Source organism: Azospirillum griseum, from assembly GCF_003966125.1.
Classification (GTDB): domain Bacteria; phylum Pseudomonadota; class Alphaproteobacteria; order Azospirillales; family Azospirillaceae; genus Azospirillum; species Azospirillum griseum.
The window spans coordinates 37,728-57,577 of record NZ_RXMA01000001.1 but is presented as its reverse complement, the minus strand read 5'-3'; the positions used below and the strand labels follow the sequence as shown (position 1 = coordinate 57,577).

General features: G+C 65.9%; 16 protein-coding genes. 9 read left to right on the top strand and 7 right to left on the bottom strand.

Annotated elements, in window-relative coordinates:
- The first annotated feature begins 8 nt into the window (after nucleotides 1–8).
- The 6 genes from fliE (at nucleotide 9) to recA (ending at nucleotide 6,297) form a co-directional block, all read left to right on the top strand.
- Nucleotides 9–308 (top strand): flagellar hook-basal body complex protein FliE, encoded by a 300-nt coding sequence (fliE, locus tag EJ903_RS00290; RefSeq protein WP_126611045.1) that lies wholly within the window; start codon nucleotides 9–11, stop codon nucleotides 306–308.
- Between the two features lie 41 nt (nucleotides 309–349).
- Nucleotides 350–697, top strand: a complete 348-nt coding sequence (locus tag EJ903_RS00285; RefSeq protein ID WP_126611043.1) for a flagellar biosynthetic protein FliQ — start codon at nucleotides 350–352, stop codon at nucleotides 695–697.
- A gap of 41 nt (nucleotides 698–738) precedes the next feature.
- Nucleotides 739–1,464 carry a flagellar biosynthetic protein FliR gene (locus tag EJ903_RS00280; protein ID WP_246015018.1) on the top strand — a complete coding sequence of 242 codons (726 nt, stop codon included), beginning with the start codon at nucleotides 739–741 and terminating at the stop codon, nucleotides 1,462–1,464.
- A gap of 29 nt (nucleotides 1,465–1,493) precedes the next feature.
- Complete coding sequence (gene flhB / locus EJ903_RS00275; RefSeq protein WP_126611039.1) at nucleotides 1,494–2,573, top strand: flagellar biosynthesis protein FlhB; 1,080 nt, start codon at nucleotides 1,494–1,496, stop codon at nucleotides 2,571–2,573.
- Nucleotides 2,574–2,605: 32 nt separating this feature from the next.
- Nucleotides 2,606–5,089: a hybrid sensor histidine kinase/response regulator gene (locus EJ903_RS00270; protein ID WP_126611037.1), complete on the top strand. Its 2,484-nt coding sequence runs from the start codon at nucleotides 2,606–2,608 to the stop codon at nucleotides 5,087–5,089.
- A gap of 128 nt (nucleotides 5,090–5,217) precedes the next feature.
- Nucleotides 5,218–6,297 (top strand): recombinase RecA, encoded by a 1,080-nt coding sequence (recA, locus tag EJ903_RS00265; protein WP_126611035.1) that lies wholly within the window; start codon nucleotides 5,218–5,220, stop codon nucleotides 6,295–6,297.
- A 117-nt stretch (nucleotides 6,298–6,414) separates the two neighbouring features.
- On the opposite strand, the gene EJ903_RS26905 is transcribed toward recA, so the two are convergent.
- The 6 genes from EJ903_RS26905 to dprA form a co-directional block, all read right to left on the bottom strand.
- Nucleotides 6,415–6,567, bottom strand: coding sequence for a hypothetical protein (locus EJ903_RS26905; protein WP_158627852.1), 153 nt, complete (start codon nucleotides 6,565–6,567; stop codon nucleotides 6,415–6,417).
- A 95-nt stretch (nucleotides 6,568–6,662) separates the two neighbouring features.
- Nucleotides 6,663–6,830, bottom strand: coding sequence for a 50S ribosomal protein L33 (rpmG, locus tag EJ903_RS00260; RefSeq protein ID WP_126611033.1), 168 nt, complete (start codon nucleotides 6,828–6,830; stop codon nucleotides 6,663–6,665).
- Between the two features lie 147 nt (nucleotides 6,831–6,977).
- Nucleotides 6,978–8,579: a S41 family peptidase gene (locus tag EJ903_RS00255; protein WP_126611031.1), complete on the bottom strand. Its 1,602-nt coding sequence runs from the start codon at nucleotides 8,577–8,579 to the stop codon at nucleotides 6,978–6,980.
- 238 nt (nucleotides 8,580–8,817) lie between these two features.
- Nucleotides 8,818–10,995, bottom strand: coding sequence for a ribonuclease R (rnr, locus tag EJ903_RS00250; RefSeq protein WP_126611029.1), 2,178 nt, complete (start codon nucleotides 10,993–10,995; stop codon nucleotides 8,818–8,820).
- An 83-nt stretch (nucleotides 10,996–11,078) separates the two neighbouring features.
- Complete coding sequence (gene topA, locus EJ903_RS00245) at nucleotides 11,079–13,964, bottom strand: type I DNA topoisomerase (protein WP_126611027.1); 2,886 nt, start codon at nucleotides 13,962–13,964, stop codon at nucleotides 11,079–11,081.
- Nucleotides 13,965–14,010: 46 nt separating this feature from the next.
- Nucleotides 14,011–15,132: a DNA-processing protein DprA gene (gene dprA / locus EJ903_RS00240; protein ID WP_126611025.1), complete on the bottom strand. Its 1,122-nt coding sequence runs from the start codon at nucleotides 15,130–15,132 to the stop codon at nucleotides 14,011–14,013.
- Nucleotides 15,133–15,357: 225 nt separating this feature from the next.
- Here dprA and EJ903_RS00235 point away from each other — a divergent pair, with 225 nt between their 5' ends.
- Together EJ903_RS00235 and EJ903_RS00230 are read left to right on the top strand one after the other, a co-directional pair.
- On the top strand, nucleotides 15,358–16,245 hold the full coding sequence (locus EJ903_RS00235; protein WP_174237223.1) for a dienelactone hydrolase family protein: 888 nt from the start codon (nucleotides 15,358–15,360) through the stop codon (nucleotides 16,243–16,245).
- A 348-nt stretch (nucleotides 16,246–16,593) separates the two neighbouring features.
- Nucleotides 16,594–18,072 (top strand): methyl-accepting chemotaxis protein, encoded by a 1,479-nt coding sequence (locus tag EJ903_RS00230; protein ID WP_126611023.1) that lies wholly within the window; start codon nucleotides 16,594–16,596, stop codon nucleotides 18,070–18,072.
- A gap of 81 nt (nucleotides 18,073–18,153) precedes the next feature.
- Here the strand turns inward: EJ903_RS00230 and EJ903_RS00225 are convergent, their stop codons facing one another.
- A complete protein-coding gene (locus tag EJ903_RS00225; RefSeq protein ID WP_126611020.1) occupies nucleotides 18,154–18,951 on the bottom strand; it encodes an oxepin-CoA hydrolase, alternative type in 798 nt (265 codons plus the stop codon).
- Nucleotides 18,952–19,181: 230 nt separating this feature from the next.
- Between EJ903_RS00225 and EJ903_RS00220 the strand changes: the two genes are divergently transcribed.
- A complete protein-coding gene (locus EJ903_RS00220; RefSeq protein WP_246015016.1) occupies nucleotides 19,182–19,802 on the top strand; it encodes a rhomboid family intramembrane serine protease in 621 nt (206 codons plus the stop codon).
- Nucleotides 19,803–19,850 lie beyond the last annotated feature (48 nt).

The following is a 19,850-nucleotide window of genomic DNA, read 5'->3' as shown; positions in this document are numbered from 1 at the left end:
GTCCCGCCATGATCAATCCCGTCAACGCCGCTGCGGCTTATGCCAACACCGCCGCCCGCGCGGTCAACCCCGGCGAGGGGGCCGCGACCGGCCCATCCTTTGGTGACGTGCTGGAGCAGGCCGCCAAGCAGACCATCGGGACCATGCGCAAAAGCGAAGATCTGTCGGCGCTCTCGGCGGTGGGCAAGGCCGATCTCAACGATGTGGTCCAGGCCGTGACCAACGCCGAAGTGACCCTGCAAACCGTTACGGCGGTGCGTGACAAGGTGCTGAGTGCCTATCAGGAAATTCTGCGCATGCCGATGTGACGGCAATCTGCCCGTTCGGCCCAAACGCGTCAGACCGTGTCATGAACGAAACCGAAGTCATCGAGATTTGCCGCACGTCGATCATCACGCTGGTGATTGTCTGTGGTCCGATTCTGATCATCATGATGGTGCTTGGCACCGTGATTTCGGTGTTTCAGGCGGTGACGCAAATCAGCGAGCAGACGTTGGCGATGGTTCCGAAGGTCATGCTGGTCTTCGGTTTGTCGATCCTGCTGATGCCCTTCATGTTGAGCGAACTGACGTCCTTTTTTCAGCATGAGGTCGCCGACCGCATCGTTGCGATTGGTGTTGGGGCAACGCAGAACGGCGGCGCTCCCTTCACCCCCGGCAGCGGTGTCAATCCGGGTGCTGCCCCGACCGCTCAATGAATGTTCTGCAAACCCTGCTGGGTGAGCAGGTTTTTGTCTGGATGATTGTGTTTGTCCGGGTCGGAACGGCTTTCAGCGTGATGCCGACCGTGGGCGATGCGTTCGTGTCGGCGCGCACCCGGTTGCTGCTGGCGCTCGCGGTCAGCGTGGTGGTGGCTCCGGTCCTGCGGCCTCAATTGCCGCCGATGCCGGGCAACATCTTTCAACTGACCGTGTTGATTGTGGGTGAAATGACGGTGGGCATCTTCCTCGGCTCCGTCGGGCGGCTGTTGATGGGGGTGCTGGAGGTGGCCGGAACCATCGTTGCCCTGGAAACCGGTTTGTCAAACGCCCAGATCTTCAATCCCGCGATGGCGACCTCCGGTTCCTTGCCCGGCGCGTTGATGGGGTGGCTGGGCTTGCTGCTGCTGTTCATCACCGACATGCACCATCTGCTCATCATGGCGGTGGTGGACAGCTATGCCACCTTTGTGCCGGGCGCGCCGATCCCGATCGACGACATGGCCAACGTCATCGGGCAACTGGTGTCCAAGACCTTCCTGCTGGGCGTGCAGATGGCGGCGCCTTTCCTCATCACCGGTTTGATGTTCGCGTTGGCGCTGGGGTTGCTGAACAAGTTGGCTCCGCAGGTCCAGGTGTTTCAGCTTTTCACCTCGATCCAGGTGTTGTTGGGGCTGTTTATGTTTGCGTTGACGTTGGCGGCGATGATGATGTTCTGGCTCAGCCGGTTCGAAGCGACCTTCGTCGAGTTCCTCAAACCCTTCTGACCCTCCGTTCGCAGCCATAGGAGTTTCCGGTGTCGGAAGACGCGGACGAGTCCTCAAAAACAGAAGACCCTACGCAGAAAAAGCTCGACGAAGCGCACAAACAGGGCAACTACGCGATGACGCGCGAGGTTGCCAACTGGCTGATGGTTGCGGCCATGCTGATTGTGCTGGTTTCGATTCTGCCGGGTACGCTCAAGGGGATGGTCATCCGGCTCAATTTTTATTTTGAGAACATGGATCAGCTTCCGATGGACCGGGCGGGCGTGGGGGCGCTGCTGTTCCGGGTGATGATGGATTCGATCTGGGCCTTGTGGTTGCCGATCCTGCTGTTTGTCTTTGCCGGTGTGATGTCCACCATCGGGCAAACCGGCTTCCATGTGTCGTGGGAGCTGATTTCGCCGAAATTTGAGAAGCTCAACCCCGTCACCGGCTTGATGAACATGTTCAAGCTCGGCAACCAGGGGGTTGAGCTGTTGAAGAGCGTCGCCAAGCTGGCGGTGGTGGGGATCGTGTCCTACATGGCGCTTCAGCCGATGTTCCGGGGGATCGAGAATTTCATCGGCATCGACATGGGGGCGCTCATCAAGCAGGTGGACGCGCTGGCCTATCGTCTGCTGATCGGTGTTCTGGTTGTTCTGACCTTCATCGCCGGGGGCGATTTCATCTGGCAGAAGATGCAGTTCGACAAGAACATGAAGATGACCAAGCAGGAGGTGAAGGACGAGCACAAGCAGCAGGAAGGCGATCCGCATGTGAAGGGCCGGATCCGGCAAATCCGCTTTGAGCGCGCGCGCAAGCGCATGATGGCGGCCGTGCCCAGCGCCGATGTGGTGGTGACGAACCCGACCCACTTTGCGGTCGCCTTGAAATACGATCCCGGTCAGATGGGCGCACCGATGGTGCTGGCCAAAGGTGTGGATCAGGTGGCCTTCAAGATTCGCGAAATCGCCGAATCGAACAAGGTGCCGGTGGTGGAAAACCCGCCTTTGGCCCGCGCGCTCTACGCCGCCTGCGACGTGGACGAGGAAGTGCCGTCCGAACATTATCGCGCGGTGGCCGAAGTCATCACCTATGTGTTTAAACTCAAAGGCAAATCAATGAAGAACTGACGCGCGCGCGTCGTGGGGTGGATGTGGGGAAGATGGTTGATCCTGGTCCGGCGGTGGTGTTGGACGCCGGGCGGGCGCTTCGGCCCACGGGCGCGCTGGCCAACGGTGCGTTGTGTTTCGGTTTGGCTCCGCTGGGGTTGCTGGTTCTTGTGGTGGGCATCCTGCTGGATCTCACTCCGGTCGAGTGGTTGGGGGCCTGCACCGTTGCCGCCGGAATGGCCCTGCTGATCGGTCGGGCGGTGCTGGTGTCGCGGCGCTCTGCCCGGTTGGGGGTGCTGCTCGGCGGGGCGTTGGAAGGTTTGCCTGCGGGCCAAGTGCTGTGCGATGGCGGTGACGGACCGGTGTTTGCCAACAGCGCTTTTGCGGCTCTGTCCGGCTGGCGGGCGGGGGAAGCACCGCTTGATGCGTTGGAACGCCAATTTTCCGGTGATCCCGAAAGCGCTCTGGAGTTTCGACGCCTGATTGACCGGGTGCAGGCCGGATTGACCGCCGCCGTTGAATTGCCTGTGATGGCCAAGGACGGGGGGGCACCGGAATGGCGGCGGATTCAGGGCCAGCCGGTGGTCGGATTTCCCCGTGCTGTCCATTGGCGGGTGGAGGACATCACCGCCCGGCGTGAACTGGAACAGGTCATGCGGCGCGAGCAGGCGAAGCTGGTCGACTTCATGGAGCATGCACCGGTCGGCTTCTTCTCCGTCGATCAGGAGGGGCATTTCCTGTTCGTCAACGGCACCCTGGCGGATTGGCTGGGCTGTGCGCCCACCGATCTGACCGATGGCAGGCACCGACTGCACGACATTCTGTCGACGCCACCGGTTGGGGGGACACCTTACGATCTGTTGGACAGCGGTGGGGCCGACCAGCGCGGCGAATTGCGGATGGTGGGGCCGGGTGGGCGGTTCTTTCAGGCCTCTGTCACCCACAGCGTCGTGGTGTCCGATGATGGGAAGCGTGTGCACACCCGATCCGTGGTGCGCGATCTCACCCCCGAACGGGAATGGCAGGAGGCGCTGCACCGCTCCGAACAGCGCTTCCAGCGCTTCTTCGAAGACGCTCCCATTGGCATCGCCCTGTTGGATGGGGATGGGCGCTTGTCCGAATGCAACCACGCCTTTTTGAGCCTGCTCGGCAGCGACACCGGAAGTGTACTTGGCCGACCAATGGCGGCGTTGATCGTTCCAACGGAGCGGGATCGCGTGTCGACCCAACTGCGCGCGGTGCAGGAGGAGGACGCGGCGGCGGTGCTGGAGGTTCGACTGTCGGGCAGGCGGGAGCTGACCGCCCAACTCTACGCCCGGCGGATGGCCGGAACCGGGTTGATCCTGCATTTCATTGATCTGACCGAACGCAAAAGCCTGGAGGCCCAGTTTGCCCAATCGCAGAAAATGCAGGCGGTCGGCCAGTTGGCGGGCGGCGTGGCCCACGATTTCAACAATCTGCTGACGGCGATGATCGGCTTTTGTGATCTGCTGCTGCTGCGCCACAAGCCGGGCGACCAGTCGTTCAGCGACATCATGCAGATCAAGCAGAACGCCAACCGCGCGGCCAATCTGGTGCGGCAGCTTCTGGCCTTCTCGCGCCAACAGACCTTGCAGCCGCGCGTCATCGCCGTCACCGACGTGTTGGCCGAACTGGCGAATCTTCTGCGCCGTCTGATTGGTGAAACCATTGAGTTGAAGATCGTCCATGGTCGTGATCTGGGATTGGTGAAGGTCGATCAGAACCAGTTGGAGCAGGTCATCATCAATCTGGTGGTCAACGCCCGCGACGCGATGACCGGCGGCGGGCGGTTGACGGTGGTCACGTCGAACCACACCGCCGCCCGGCCCGAACGGCGCGAGCATGAGACGATTCCGGCGGGGGAATATGTGTGTCTGGAGGTGATTGACACCGGATGCGGCATTGCGCGGGAGAATTTGCAACGCATCTTCGAACCCTTTTACACGACGAAGGAGGTCGGGTCCGGAACTGGCCTGGGGCTGTCCACCGTCTATGGCATCGTGCGCCAGACCGGTGGCTTTGTGTTCGTCGATTCGGCGGTGGGCGAGGGGACGACCTTCACCATCCTGCTGCCCCGCCATAGGGGTGAACTGCGCCCCGCTGAGTCGGCGGAGCCGCGTGAGCGGCTGGGCCGCGACCTGACCGGGTCCGGGACCATCCTGTTGGTGGAGGATGAGGACGCTGTGCGGGTGTTCTCCGCCCGCGCCCTGCGCAACAAGGGCTATCAGGTGCTGGAGGCCAAGAACGGCGAGGCGGCCTTGCTGCAGATCGAAAACGACGCGGCGGGGATCGATCTGCTCATCACCGATGTGGTGATGCCGCAGATGGACGGGCCGACGCTGGCCCGCCACGTCCGCCGCCTGCGGCCCGACCTGCGGGTGATCTTCATTTCCGGCTACGCCGAAGACCGGCTGGGCGAGATCGACGGGGTGGAGATCGCCCATTTCCTGCCCAAACCCTTCTCGTTGAAGCAGCTTGCCGGCAAGGTGAAGGAGGTGATCCGCGAGGGAAGGTGAGTCGTTGGATGGGGTTGCACGAATGAGAACATCGCAGCAACATCGGTTCTTGCAAACCGGAACGAAAAGCGTACACTCTCCCTCGTTGCAAGCGCTCCGACCGTATGGTCTAAGAGGGAGGATCGGGCATGTCGTCCGCACAGCTTCGTTTGGTCGAGAAGGACACCATGGACAAGCAAAAGGCGCTTGATGCCGCCCTGAGCCAGATTGAACGCGCCTTTGGCAAGGGTTCGATCATGAAGCTCGGTGCCCGGGAGCATCTGGTCGAGGCGGAGGTGGTGTCCACCGGCTCGCTCGGCCTCGACATCGCGCTGGGCATCGGTGGCTTGCCGCGTGGCCGCATCATTGAAATCTACGGGCCGGAAAGCTCGGGCAAGACCACGCTGGCGCTGCACGCCATCGCCCAGGCCCAGAAGGGCGGCGGCACCTGCGCGTTCGTGGACGCCGAACACGCGCTCGATCCCACCTACGCCCGCAAGCTGGGCGTGAACATCGACGAGCTGCTGATTTCGCAGCCGGACGCCGGGGAACAGGCGCTGGAAATCGCCGACACGCTGGTGCGCTCCGGGGCCATCGACGTGCTGGTCGTGGATTCGGTGGCCGCGCTGGTTCCGCGCGCCGAACTGGAAGGCGAGATGGGCGACAGCCACGTCGGCCTGCACGCCCGCCTGATGAGCCAGGCGCTGCGCAAGCTGACCGGCTCGATCGCCAAGTCGAACTGCCTGGTCATCTTCATCAACCAGATCCGGTTGAAGATCGGCGTCATGTTCGGCAACCCGGAAACGACGACCGGCGGCAACGCGCTCAAGTTCTACGCCTCGGTCCGTCTGGACATCCGCCGCATTGGCGCGATCAAGGACCGCGAGACGGTGGTCGGCAACCAGACCCGCGTCAAGGTGGTCAAGAACAAGATGGCCCCGCCCTTCCGCGTGGTCGAGTTCGACATCATGTATGGCGAAGGCGTGTCGAAGGTCGGCGAACTGCTGGATCTGGGCATCCAGGCCGGTGTCGTCGACAAGTCGGGCGCGTGGTTCAGCTACGAAGGCACCCGGATCGGGCAGGGGCGTGAGAACGCCAAGAATTTCCTGCGCAACAACCCGGAGATGGCCGACACGATCGAGGGCAAGATCCGCGCGAACGCCGGTCTGGTCGCCGACGCGATGATGGGCACGCCCGAGACCGACGGCGAGGCGGCGACGCCGGAGTGATCGCCCGCCTTGGCCTGATCCCCGCTTGCAACAGCGCGTGACGAGAACCCCGCCGCCCCAACCCGGAGCGGCGGGGTTTTTCTTTGCCGGATCGCGGTGTCGGATCGCAGCGGCGGTTCAGGCGGTCGCCTGGCGGGTCGGACAAAGACGGATCCAACGGGCCGGGCGCATCGGTGCTGGGGCCTGTCCGCCTGAGGAGGCGCGAAAGGCGGTGACGGTGGCCACGGACTCGTGACCGGTGGGCGACTCGTCGCGGATGACAAGGGTCATGCGGATCCCTCCGGCGGGGATGGATGGGTGGGCATCCGCAAAACGAAAAGGCCGCCCAGAGGGCGGCCTTTCGTGTGTCTGAAGTCGGGAAAGCCTTACTTGATCTTGGCTTCCTTGAACTCGACGTGCTTGCGCACCACCGGGTCGTACTTGCGGAACGACAGCTTCTCGGTGGTCTTCTTGGGGTTCTTCTTCTTCACGTAGAAGAAACCGGTGTCAGCCGTGCTCAGCAGCTTGATGAGGACGGTGTTCTGCTTGGCCATGATCTCGATCCCGACATAAAATCCGTGCCCGCCAGCCCGGCGGGGGTGGCGTCGTAGCGGCGGAAGATAGCGTCTGACGCCACGAAGTCAAGAGAGAAGGACGCAAACAGCCAAGACGAAACACGCAGGTCCCGCAAGTCCCGGTCTTCAGCGTTCCGCCACGGTGTTGACGAAGGAAAGAGCCGCCGCGCGCTGGTACAGCGTCGATTCGCCCAACAGGCGCTTGGCAACTTTCAGATCCAAATCCGGCTCGTGCTCTTTCCACGGGCAGGATTCGCGCAGCCGGGCCAGCGCCTGCTCGTCATCCGCCGCCTTGAGTCGCCAATTGATGATCTGGGTCAGACGGTTGCGACCGTCGCGCAGATCGGTCAACAGGGCGGCCGGATCGCTCTGGCCGGGGCGGCTGGTGCACACGCTGGGCTGCACGCCCTGGCGGTGCAGGGTGTAGCCGGCGGGTGTGTAGATGCGGCTCCAGGTCAGGAACAATTCGCCGTCGTTGGGCAGGCGCGTCACGGTCTGGACGCTGCCCTTGCCATAGGACGACGCCCCCACCACCACGGCGCGGCCGGTGTCCTGCAGGGCGGCGGCGACCACCTCGGCCGACGACGCGGTGCGGCCATCGACCAGAACCACCATCGGCAAGCCATCGGCGATGTCGTCGGGGGTGGCGTCGAAGCGCTGGCGGCTGTCCGGGTGGCGGCCCTCGGTGGACAGGATGCGGCCACGGCGGATGAACAGGTCGGCGACGGACACCGCCTGATCGAGCAGCCCGCCGGGATTGCCGCGCAGGTCAAGGACAAGGCCGCGCAGGCCGCGCCCGCTGTTCCCTTGGCGGATCGCCGCGACGCTGTCGCGCAGGTTGGACGCGGTCGTGGCGTTGAAGCGCTCCAGCTTGATCAACCCGACGTGATCGGTGACGGAGACGCTGACCGTGTTCGGGACCACCCGTTCGCGGCGCATGGCCACCCGGCGCGGCGTGGCCCCGTCGCGGGCGACCGTGACCGTCACCTGGGTGCCGGTGGGGCCGCGCAACCGGTCGCGCATGTCGGTTTCGCCCATGCGGGCGATCAATTCGTTGTCGATGGCGAACAGTTGGTCGCCGTCGCGCAGGCCCGCGCGGTCGGCGGGGCTGCGGGGCACGATGTCGCGCACCGTCACCCGCCCGGCGTAGATGTCCAGCGACACGCCGATGCCGCCATAGCCCTCGCGCTGCGCCCGTTCGCTGGTCGCGCGCTGGGCGTTGGTGTAGCGGGAATAGCCGTCGAGGTTGGCGACCACGCCGTCGAACACCACCTGATACACCCGCTCTGGCGCCGCTTGGGCCAGGGTGGGGGAGTAGAGGCGGGCGCGGTCGATGATCCGGGTGGTCAGGATGGCCCAGCCGTTGGAATCCCCGGCGGTCGGCGCGCCGTATTCGGCGGCGAGATTGCCCGACACGTACAGGCGTACGGTGGTGTTGGCGCGCTCGATCCGCACCGCCGGATCGATGGCGGTCAGCCCCTTCAAGCCATCAACACCCAGGCGGTCAAAGCTGACCGCTTCCAGATAGACGTCGGCGATCTTGCTGAAACCAACCGTGAAAACCTGCTCGCTCACCGGCGGGGTGGCGGGGGCGGCGGCCAGCGGGGCGGTTCCCAGAAGCAGGGCTGCGGCGAAGGGCAGGGGAAGGCGGGTGGACCGGCGCAGGGCGCGCGTCAGGGTGCGAAGCGGCGAAACGCGAGACAGGACCGTGCGACCGCTCTTGACCATGGGGGAAACCCAAGCCTCCCTTCCCGCAGAGCCGGATCGGGTGAGGCGTTCCCGATCTCGGACGCGCCACATTTAGCATTCCGATTGTGGCATTGGCGGGACAAAATCGGGGGTGTCCCCAGAATGTTACGAATTGCCAACGGCTGTGGCGCGGAAAACACGCCCGACCGCCGCATGGCCCGGAACGCAACGGGTTGGCGCCCCACAGCGACCGTTGCGGTGGGGCCACGCCCCCGGCTCAGATCCCGGAGTCGCCGGGCTGTTCGCTGCGGCCGTCGGCGAGGTGGAACAGCGTGCTGCCGGTCAACGGATCGGCCTCCACCAGCACCACCGTGACCGCGTCGCCCAGGCGGTGGCGGTGTCCGTTGCGCTGGCCCACCAGGGCGCGCGCAGCCTCGTCATGCTCGTACCGGTCGTCGGCCAGGGCGCTGATGGGAATCAGCCCGTCGGCCCCGCTTTCGTCCAGGCGGATGAACAGACCAAAGCGAGTCACCCCCGACACCCGCCCGGCAAAGCGCGCGCCGATGCGGTCGGCCAGATGGGCGGCGGTGAAGCGGTCCACCGCGTCGCGTTCGGCGGCGGCGGCCCGGCGTTCGGTGCTGGACAGATGGTCGCCGGTTTCGGCCAACCGCTCCAGGCCCGCATCGTCCAGCCCACCGACCCCCACGGACAGGGCGCGGATTAGCCCGCGGTGGACGATGAGGTCGGCGTAGCGGCGGATGGGCGAGGTGAAATGGGCATAGCGCCGCAGCACCAAGCCGAAATGGCCAATGTTGTCCGGGCTGTAGGCGGCCTGGGCCTGGGCGCGCAGGATCACCTCGCTGACCAGTTGCGACACCGCCGTGCCGTCGACGCGGCGCAGGATGCGGGCGAAATGGTCCGGCGTCAGCGCCTCCCCCGCCTTGGGCAGCGGCAGGCCGATGCCGGTCAGGAAGGTTCGCAGCGTCTCCATCTTGTCCAGCGACGGTTGGTCGTGGACGCGGTACAGCGCGGGCATGCCGCGCGCCTCCAGCGTTTCCGCCGCCGCGACGTTGGCGGCGATCATGAACTCTTCGATCAGCCGGTGGCTGTCCAACCGCAGCCGGGGCGTGATCGCGCCCACCCGCCCGCGCGCGTCCACCACCACCCGGCGTTCGGGCAGGTCAAGATCGAGCGGCCCGCGCCGTACGCGCGCCGCCCACAACCGGGCGTACGCGCCGTACAGCGGGGCGATGACGCCGTCGGCCAGCAACCCGGTGTCGTCGTCCGGCCGCCCTTCGTGGCAGTTTTGCACCTGTTCGTAGGTCAGGCGGGCGGCGGACCGCATGAGGCCGCGTGTCAACCGATGCCGGATCACCACACCGTGGCGGTCGATCCACAGGTGAAAGGCCAGGCAGGCGCGGTCCTCGTTCGGGCGCAGCGAACACAGCCCGTTCGACAGCGCTTCCGGCAGCATCGGCACCACGCGGTCGGGAAAATAGACCGAGTTGCCGCGTTCGTACGCCGCCCGGTCCAGCGCCGATCCGGGACGGACGTAATAGGCCACATCGGCGATGGCGACCATCAGGTGCCAGCCGTCGGGGTTGGTCGGATCGCCGTCCGGCTCCGCCCACACCGCGTCGTCGAAATCGCGGGCGTCGGCCCCGTCGATGGTGATGAAGGGAATGGCGCGCAGATCCTCCCGCCCGACCAGCGACGGGACGCCCGCCAACGCGGCCTCGCGCAGCGCGGCGCTGGGGAAAACCGTGGGCAGGCCGTGGCTGTGGATGGCGATCAGGCTGATGGCGCGCGGTTCGTCGGTGGATCCCAGCCGTTCCACCACGCGGGCCTGCGGTTGCCCCAGCCGTCCGGCGGGCAGCAGATCGGCCAGCACCAGATCCCCGGCCTCCGCCTCGCCCCGGTTGGGGGGCAGCACGACGAACTCGCTTTTGTTGCGGCGGTCGGTTGGCGTGATCCGTCCGCCGTCGGGGGCGGGGCGGTAGACGCCAAGGATGCGGGTGTCCTGGCTGACCTCCAGCCGCCGGATGATCCGCGCCTCATACAGCCGGTCGTTGATCCGCGCCAGCTTGGCCAGCAGCCGGTCGCCCACCGTCAGGGCCGGGCCACCGCCGCGTGGGGCGGGCAGGAAGATGCGCGGCGGCGCGCCGTCGCCGGTCCAGGCCAGCGGGCGGGCCTGCAACTCCCCATCGCTGTCCTGGCCGGAGATTTCCAGCGCGGCCACGTCGGGCAGGCTTTGCGGCGGGGCCATGCGCTTGTTGCGCCCCCGTTCGACCGCGCCGTCGGCCTCCAACTCCTTCAACAGCGCCTTGAGCTGTTCGCGGTGGTCGGAGCCGGACAGCTTGAAGGCGCGGGCGATCTCGCGCTTGCCGACCGGCGTCGCGCTGGATCGGATCAGGGCAAGGACGGCGTCCTTGGTCGGGAAACGGGCGGAGGTCAAGCGCGGGTCGGTTTCGGCGTGGTCATGGATGGGAGGGGGCGTTTCCCACCCCGTTCCCGATGTGGGGGCGGGGTGGGGGCCGATCAGGAGGCCTTTTTGCGCGTTGCCGGGGCCTTCGTTGCCGGGGCCTCGGCGGCTCCAGCCTCGGCGGGGGCCTTGGCTTTGGTGGTCTTGGCCTTGGTGGCTTTGGGGGCAGCCTCGGCTGTGCCCTCGGTCGTGTCCGTGGCCTTGGCCGCCGTCTTCTTGGCGGCGGTCTTCTTGGCCGGGGCCTTCTTCTCCGCCACCTTCTTCTCCGCCACCTTCTTCTCCGCCGCCTCGCCGCTGGCGTCGGCGCTGGTGGCGTCGGCCTCCTTCGGGGCCTTGCCCTTCTTGGCGGCGTCCTTGGCGACCTTGGCGTCGAGCAGTTCCAGCGCCTGTTCCAGCGTCAGGCTGTCCGGCTCGGTCGCCTTGGGGATGGAGGCGTAGACGCTCCCATGCTTCACATAGGGGCCGAAGCGACCGGATCCCATGGTGATCGGCTTGCCGGTCTTGGGGTGATCGCCCAGCGTCTTGGCCGGGGCCGACGCCTTTTTCGCCGCTTCCGCCAGCAGATCGACGGCGCGGTTGATGCCGATGGTCAGCACATCGTCGTCCGGCGTCAGCGATTTGTAGGCGCTGCCGTGCTTCAGATAGGGACCGAAGCGGCCGATGCCCGCGCTGATCTCCTCGTTGGTTTCCGGGTGCGTGCCGATGACGCGCGGCAGGGCCAGCAGGCGCAGCGCGCTGTCCAGGTCGATGTCGCCCGCAGCCATGCCCTTGGGCAGGGAGACGCGTTTGGGCTTCGGCGCTTCGTCCTTCGCCTTTTTCTTGGCCTTGGGCTTCTTGCCATCGGCGGGCGGCTCCTCCACCGCCGCCGGGGCGGGGGTGGCCTCAACCGGGGCTGGGCCAAGCTGGACATAGGCCCCGAACGGCCCGCGCCGCACCGTCACCGGCAACCCGGTTTCGGGGTCGAGGCCCAGGTCGCGCGGCCCTTCAGGCAGGCCGCCGCTCTCCTCCCCGGCCACGGCCAGCGGGCGGGTGTAGCGGCAGTCCGGGTAGCGGGAACAGCCGATGAAGGCCCCCATCTTGCCCAGCTTCAACCCCAGCCGCCCTTCCTGGCACACCGGGCAGACGCGCGGGTCGTGCCCGCCCTCGGTCGGGGTGGGGAAGAAATGCGGCCCCAGCTCGTCGTCCAGCGTGGTCAGCACCTGGGTGATCGTCAGATCCTTGGTGCCGTTGACCGCCAGTTCGAACGGCTCCCAGAAGTCGCGCAGAACGGTCTTCCAGTTGATCCTGCCGTCGGAAATCTCGTCGAGCTGGTTTTCCAGATTGGCGGTGAAATTGTATTCGACGTAGCGGTGGAAGAAGTTTTCCAGGAAGGCCGTGACCAGCCGCCCGCGATCTTCCGGGAAGAAGCGCCGCTTGTCGATCCGCACATACTCGCGGTCCTGCAACACCTGAAGGATCGAGGCGTAGGTGGACGGGCGGCCGATGCCGAGTTCTTCCAGCTTCTTGACGAGGCTGGCTTCGGAATAGCGCGGCGGCGGTTGGGTGAAATGCTGTTCGGGCGCGATGTCGCCCCGGGCTAGAGCGTCGCCCTGCTCCATGGCGGGCAGGCGGCGTTCCTGCTGGTCATCCTCGGCGCTGTCGTCGCGGTCCTCCTGATAGACCTTCAGGAAGCCGTCGAAGACGACGACGGAGCCGGTGGCGCGCAGCACCACATCTTTGGACGGGCTGGCGATGTCCACGGCGACCTGATCCAGAACAGCGCTTTCCATCTGGCTGGCCAGCGTGCGTTTCCAAATCAGCTCGTACAGCCGCAGCTCGTCGGCCTCCAGCGCGCCGGTCAGGCTGTCCGGGCGGCGGTTCAGGTCGGTCGGGCGGATCGCCTCGTGCGCCTCTTGCGCGTTCTTGGCCGTGGTCTTGTAAACGCGCGGCTGTGCTGGGACATAGCGGTCGCCGAATTGCCCGCCGATGGCCTGACGGGCCGACTCGATGGCCTCCTGCGACAGGCTGACGCCGTCGGTACGCATGTAGGTGATGAGGCCGACGGTTTCGCCGCCGATGTCGATGCCCTCATACAGCTTCTGCGCCGTGCGCATGGTGCGCGTCGCGCCAAAGCCCAGCTTGCGCGAGGCTTCCTGTTGCAGGGTGGAGGTGGTGAAGGGCGGCGACGGGTTGCGGCGGCTTTGCTTGCGCTCCACCGCCGACACGGCGAAGGCCTGCGGCTGGATGCGGGCGACGGCGGCCTCGGCGGCGGCGCGGGTCGGCAGGCCGAACTTGTCCAGCTTCTTGCCGTCCAACTGCGTCAGGGCGGCGGTGAAGGCCACCCTGCCCGGCGTGGTGAAGCCGACGCCGATCGACCAATATTCCTGGGGCTTGAAGATTTCGATTTCCGATTCGCGTTCGCACACCAGCCGCAGGGCGACCGATTGCACGCGCCCGGCCGACCGCGAGCCGGGCAGCTTGCGCCACAGCACCGGCGACAGGGTGAAGCCGACCAGATAATCCAACGCCCGTCGCGCCAGATAGGCGTCCACCAACTCCTGCGACACCGCGCGCGGGTTGGCCATGGCGGTCTGCACGGCGGTCTTGGTGATCTCGTTGAAGGTGACGCGCTGGACCTCGCGGTCGTCGGACAGATGCTTGTCGCGCAAGAGTTCGGACAGATGCCAGGCGATGGCCTCCCCCTCGCGATCCGGGTCGGTGGCCAGATAGATGCGGTTGGCCGATTTCACCGCCTTGGCGATGTCGTCGATGTGGCGCTTGGACCGGTCGCCCAGCTCCCATTCCATGGCGAAGTCATCGGCGGGGCGCACCGAGCCGTCGCGGGCCGGAAGGTCGCGCACATGGCCGAAGCTGGCGATGACGGTGTAGTCCTCGCCCAGATACTTGTTGATGGTCTTCGCCTTGGCCGGCGATTCGACGATGACGACGTTGCTGCCCGGCAAGAGACCTGCCCTTTGCGTGTGCCCACCCAGAACCCGACGGTGCCGATCAGGCGAGAGACACCTGATGACCGGGTTGCCGCAGGACTCGGCCGGCAAGCTCAAGTTCCAGAACCACGGTCAGCACCACCGGTGCGGACAATTGGCACCCGCGAACGAGTTCGTCAATGGTGACGGGCGTCGGGCTGAGGTTTTCCAGAATCAGCGCGCGCGCCTCGGCCAGATCGGCTTCGTCGGGATCGCGGGGGCGGCTGCCCGCGAACAGGTCGGGTTGGCGTTCGCCCAGGCTGGGCGGGCGCAGCGATTCCAGCGCGCGCAGCACATCGTCCACGCTGGCGACCAGGGCCGCGCCGTCGCGGATCAACCCGTTGGTTCCCTGGCAGCGTGGGTCGAGCGGCGACCCCGGGACCGCCATCACCTCCCGCCCTTGCTCCAGCGCCATGCGGGCGGTGATGAGGGAGCCGGATTTCAACGCCGCCTCGATCACCACAATGCCCAGCGACAGGCCGGAAATCAGCCGGTTGCGGCGGGGGAAATGGCGGGCCTGCGGCTGGGTCCCGACGGCGCTTTCCGCCACCACCACCCCTTGCGCCACGATGTCGCGGTACAGCGCCTCGTTCTCCGGCGGATAGACGACGTCGATGCCGCCCGCCACCACGGCGGCGGTCCCGCTGGCCAGCGCCCCGACATGCGCCGCCGTGTCGATGCCGCGCGCCAGCCCCGACACCACCAGAATCCCGGCGGCCCCCAGATCGCGGGCCAGCGTTTCGGCGAATTTCTTGCCGTTCAGCGAGGCGTTGCGCGCGCCGACCAGGGCGACCGCGCGGCGGGCCAGCAGATGCGGGTGGCCCAAAACGGAGATGATGGGGGGCGCGTCGTCCACCGCCGCCAGCGCTTCGGGGTAATCCGGTTCGCAGGCGGCGATCAGCCGCGCGCCGATCTTGCGGTTGGCGAGGAACTCGCGCTCCACGTCGGCTTTGCTGGCGACCCGCAAGGGTTTGGTGCGCCCGCCGCGCCGCGCCAGCTCCGGCAGCGCGTCCAACGCCGCCCGGGCGCTGCCGAACTGGTCGAGCAGCCGATGAAAGGTGATCGGTCCGACATTCTCGGTGCGGATCAGGCGGAGCCAGTCGAGCCGTTCGGCGTCGGAGAGGGGGCGGCGCGGTTGTGTCATGGTGAGTGTTTTTACAATCAAAACGCACGAATCGGCAACACGCAAACGTATGGCGGGTGTGATCGTCGGTGGTGCGCCGCCTTTGAGCGCAAAAGATGCGGGCGTTGCGTGGGGGGAGAGGCTGGGTGCGCGAAATTTGTGCTGGTGCCCAACAATCGGATGCCGCCTAATTCCGCCGCTCAAGGGAACCCCTTGATGCTTTGCCATCCGACAGGAGCCGTAGGCATGGACCGCATTGAGTTCGACACGCGCCCCGCGATGATCGCCGACCCCGCTTCGGGCCTGACCGACCTGAACCGCCGCCATTTCATGGTCACAAGTCTGGCCGCTGGCTTTGCCGTGGCCGCCGTCACCCCGGCGGTGGCGCAGGCCATCCGCACCAGCGACGAAGGGCTGGTGGCCGGAGAGGTGAAAATCCCGGTGGCCGACGGGTCCATTCCGGCCTATCGCGCCCATCCGGCGGCGGGCGGGCCGTTTCCGACCGTGCTGGTGATCCAGGAGATTTTCGGCGTCCACGAGCACATCAAGGACGTCTGCCGCCGTCTGGCCAAGCTTGGCTATTACGCCATTGCGCCGGAGATGTACGCGCGTCAGGGCGACGTGTCGAAGCTGGAGAGCATCAAGGACATTCTGACCCAGGTCGTGTCCAAGGTCCCGGACGAGCAGGTCAACAGCGACCTCGACGCCGCCGTTGCTTACGCCAAGGCGTCGGGCAAGGCCGACACCAAGCGGTTGGGCGTCACCGGTTTTTGTTGGGGCGGTCGGGCGGTCTGGCTCTACGCCGCGCACAACCCGGCGGTCAAGGCGGGTGTGTCGTGGTACGGGCTGTTGGGCGCGCCGCCCTGGAACCCGAAGGGCACCTCGGCCATTTCGGTCGGCAAGAAGGTCAAGGTTCCGGTGTTGGGCCTTTACGCCTCCAAGGATGGCTTCATCCCCAACGCCGATGTGGAGGCGATGAAGACGCAGATCGGCCGCAGCAAGTCGCAGATCGTCGTCTATCAGGACGTCGATCACGGCTTCAACGCCGATTACCGCCCGACCTACAACGCGTCCGCCGCCTATGACGGATGGCAGCGGATGCAGGCGTGGTTCAAGGCCAACGGCGTGGGGTGATGGGCCGTTAGGCAGGGAAATGGCGACCCACAGGGGTTGCCATTTCCATTCTGTTGCGCCCGTACCATTGCCCGCAGATTGGCGTTGTCTCCGCAGGCTGGAGTGGGGGTGACGGTTGTATTTATTGGCGCGTAAGGGAAAAATTTACAATGAGCAAGAAACAATATTTCAATAGTGAGAAAATTTATTTCAATAGAAGATTGGAATGAATAAATGATGCGCGAATGAATGAGATCCGTTTGCAGGTAAACTCCTAAGTGAAAACCTCTATGCTTACGTATGTTGTGAGATGACTGGATTTCATGTTATACAAACAACAGAAAATTTGGCTGTGGCACGGGGAATGACATGTTCGGCTTTCTGAAAAACACGACTGAGGATGCGCGCAACGCTTCGGCCCTTCACGCGCTGCGGACCAACGTGATGATCGCCGACAAGGATTTGGTCATCACCTACGTCAACCCGTCGGTGCTGGCGCTGTTGCAGGAGGCTGAGGCGGACATCAAAAAGGAATTGCCGCGCTTCAGCGTCGCCGGACTGGTCGGCAGCAACATCGACATTTTTCACAAGAATCCCGACCACCAGCGTCGGATGCTGGCGGCGCTGACCAAGCCGCACAGCGCCTCGATCAAGGTGGCGAACCACCAGTTCGATTTGCTTGTGACGCCCTTGATGCAGGGCGGGCAGCGTCTCGGCTATGTTGTGGAATGGTCCAACGCCAAGGACCGTTTGAAAAATTTCGACTACGCGTCGCAATTCCAGGCGGTGTCACGCTCGCAGGCGGTCATTGAGTTCACCACGGACGGAACCATCGTCACCGCCAACGACAATTTTCTCAAGGCGATGGGCTATCGGCTGGACGAGGTGAAGGGGCAGCGCCACAGCATCTTCGTCGAACCCTCCTACCGCGACAGCGCCGACTACGCGAAATTCTGGGACATGCTGCGGCGCGGTGAGTATGTGGCGGGCCAGTACAAGCGCATCGCCAAGGGCGGGCGGGTCGTGTGGATCGAAGGGGCCTACAACCCGATTTTCGACGAGCATGGCAAGGTGACGAAGGTGGTGAAATTCGCCACCGACATTTCCGCCCAAATGGAGTTGCTGGCCAATCTCAAGCAGCTCATCGACAAAAATTTCGGCGAGATCGACGACGCCATCGCCCGCACGACGGAGGAAGCCAATTCAGCCTCCAAGGCGGCGGAGGAAACCTCCCAGAACGTCCAGACGGTCGCGGCGAGCGCGGAAGAGTTGGCGGCGTCGGTCAGCGAAATCTCGCAAAGCATGGCGCGGGCGCGGTCGGCCACCGAACAGGCGTTTGACCGCACCGTGGCGGTCGGGACCAGCACGGACAAGCTGACCAACGCCGCCCAGGCGATGAACGGCATCGTCGGGCTGATCCAGAGCATCGCCGGGCAGATCAATTTGCTGGCGCTCAACGCCACCATCGAAGCCGCCCGCGCGGGCGAGGCGGGCAAGGGCTTTGCCGTCGTCGCCAGTGAGGTCAAAAATCTGGCCAACCAGGCGGCCAAGGCGACCGAGCAGATTTCCACGGAGATCGCCGGAATCCAGGCCACGTCGGCGGAGGTGGCGGGCGCGCTGACCGCGATTCGCGACGCGGTCAACACGGTGCGCGAGCATGTGGCGGTGACGGCCTCAGCGGTGGAGGAGCAGAGCGCGGTGACGCAAAGCATGTCGTCCAACATGCAAAACGCGTCAATGGCGGTGTCATCGGTGTCCGCCAGCGTCACGGAAATTACAGCCGCCGTGCATCAAGCGGCGCACGCCGTCATCACCACCAAGGAAGCGGCCAAGGTCCTGGTGCGCTGACGCGCCATCCCGGCTGACACGGGTTGCAACACGGCGCGTCGCCCTCGGACAGGCTTCCGGGGGCGACGCGCCGCTTTGGCGTCAGCGCTTGTGGAACACCGGCGGGCGCTTTTCAAAGAAGGCGGTGATGCCCTCCTTGGCCTCGCCATGATGCAGGGCCTCGACGAACAGGTCGCTTTCGCGGGCCAGTTGGGTGGCGAAGCTGCCATAGGCCAGTTCCATCAGCTTCTTGGCCCGGCCCATGGCCCCGCTTGGTCCTTCGGCGATGGTCTGCGCCCAGGTGACGGCCTCTTCCAGCGCGCCGCCGGGGGCTGTGACGCGGTTGACCACGCCCGCCGCGTGCAGACGGCCCGCCGACACCGGCCCGCCGGTCAGCATCAGTTCGGCGTAGAGCTGCGGCGGCAGCGCGCGGGCCAGCGACGCCGACGCGCCACCATCCGCCGTCAACCCCACTTTCATGTAAGCGGTCAGGAAACGGGCGTCTTCAGCCGCGACCACCAGATCGCAGGCCAGCGCCAGCGAGAAGCCAGCGCCCGCCGCCGCGCCTTCCACCGCCGCGACGATCGGCTTGGGGCATTCGCGCATCGCGCGGACCCAGCCGTGAAAGCGCTCGATCCCGTCGCGATTCTCCGACCGCGAGCGGCTGCCGTGATGGTACAGGTTGCTCAGATGGCCGCCGCTGCTGAACGCGCCATCGGCCCCGGTCAGCACGATGGCCCCGATGCCATCGTCATGCACCGCTTCGTCCAGCGCGTCGCGGGCACCCGCCATCATCGCCAGACCCAGCGCGTTGCGGTTTTCCGGGTCGGTCATGGTCAGAACCATCACCCGGCCCCGCCGATCCACCTGCATGCGGCTGGTATCGACACGTGCGTTCATGCGCGTTTCTCCCAAAATCACCATGGTTGCGGGCTATTCTGTTCCCGCTTGTGCGCAACACTGTGCCAGCCCTGTGCGTCCGCACCAAGCCCTTGCTGCGCCGCAGGGGCGGGCCGAGGGGGCGAAAGTCAGACGGGCCGTGGGGTTGTGTGGGTTGAGGCGGATCGACGCGGGCAACGCGGTCGGCCGAAGGTGGGGGCGGAGGGGGAGTTGGCGCGATGGGAAAACGGATGGACGGCACGGCAGACCCTCGGCGCGCGCTCACGCCCCACGCCAACCGCGCGCTGATGGCGCTGTGCGTGGTGGTCTATGCCCTGGGGCTGCCACCCGACCGGCTGGCCTTTGTCCCCGCCTACGCCTTTGGCGGCGGTGGGGTGGCGGGGCCGCTGCCGACTCCGGCGCTGTGGATCGGGTTGGTCGCCCATCCCTTTGTCCATGCCGACGCGCTGCATCTTGCCACCAACCTGTTGGTGCTGTGGCCGTTGGGCGATGCGGTGGAGCGCGCCGTCGGTCATGGGCGCTTCCTGCTGCTGTTCGCGCTGGGCGCGTTGGCCGCCGCTGGCCTGGAAGGGCTGTTGGCCACCGACCGGATGGCCCCGCTGATCGGGGCGAGCGGGGCGATCTGCGCCCTGATGGGGGCGTTCCTGTGGCAACCGCCGCGCAACGGCCTGTGGGCGCGGTCGGGTTGGCGATGGCTGGCCGTGGTGGGAATCGGGGCCTTCGCGATGGTGAACGCCGTCCTGGTGATCCACCCACCCTCAGCCGGTTCGCCCTTGGCCGAGGTGGGGTGGGGGGCGCATCTGGGCGGGCTGCTCGTCGGGCTGGCGCTGCCGGTGTTGTGGCGGCGGTAAGGACAACCGCTTGTCTTTGGCAGCGGTCGTCGGGATACTCCCCCCGGG